Raw genomic sequence first — 972 nt, forward strand, 5'->3', positions numbered from 1 at the left:
GCCTGCTTTTTGTTTTGCAATCGACCCGAGCAGTAAACTTCCAATATCCATAGAGTCAGACCAGGCTAGCCTTGACGACCAGAATGGCACGTCAACCTATACCGGCAATGTCATAATCTCCCAAGGTTTATCTCGCCTAGAAGCAGATAATATTTCTGTAAAGGCGACAAATCGCAGCATTACAACCATCCAGGCCTCTGGCCAGCCAGCACACTTTGTACAACAAGTAAGCGCCGATAGCCCGAACACTCATGGCTATGGCAGCTCTATTACTTATATTGCAAAAGACAACTTGTTACGTTTTTCCGGCCAAGCTAAGTTAGTACAACAAGACAACTCCTTTTCAGGTGAAGAAATAGAGTACGACATTGTACGAAGAGCTATACGCGCCAAGGGAGATCAGACCCAAGGGTCTCGAGTTAAAATTCATTACTACCCTAATGCCGAGACCGCATCGGAAAATACTGAAGTGCCACTAATAAAAGGTTCTCCAGAAAACGAAAACAAACTGCCACTCGAACCTGCTCCAAATGCCGAGTCCGGTGCCGAGCAAAAGCAATAGACCTGAGCAACAATGAAAACTTTAAAAGCAGAAAACCTAGCCAAGGCCTATGATAAACGCCAAATAGTTAAAGATGTTTCCCTGACTATCAACAGCGGTGAAGTGATCGGGCTGCTCGGCCCTAACGGTGCTGGTAAAACCACTTGTTTCTATATGATTGTAGGCCTGGTTAAGCATGATAAAGGCAAGATATCAGTTAATGATACCGACCTATCATCCATGGCTATGCATGATAGGGCACGAAACGGTGTCGGCATTAGGGTAGTAATGAATTTTAACTCGAGACCCTTGGGTCTGATCTCCCTTGGCGCGTATAGCTCTTCGTACAATGTCGTACTCTATTTCTTCACCTGAAAAGGAGTTGTCTTGTTGTACTAACTTAGCTTGGCCGGAAAAACGTAACAAGTTGT

2 protein-coding genes are annotated in these 972 nt (G+C 44.9%); both read left to right on the forward strand.

Annotation, left to right across the window (positions count from 1 at the left end; translation table 11 throughout):
• Positions 1 to 562, forward strand: a 562-nt coding sequence (gene lptA / locus A3766_RS04365; protein ID WP_068641776.1) for a lipopolysaccharide transport periplasmic protein LptA, incomplete at its 5' end; no start/stop codon positions are given.
• Positions 563 to 574: 12 nt separating this feature from the next.
• Entirely contained in the window at positions 575 to 916 is a 342-nt protein-coding gene (locus A3766_RS04370) for an ATP-binding cassette domain-containing protein (protein WP_068641777.1), read from the forward strand.
• Positions 917 to 972 lie beyond the last annotated feature (56 nt).

The sequence above is a fragment of the Oleiphilus sp. HI0132 genome, from assembly GCF_001635845.1.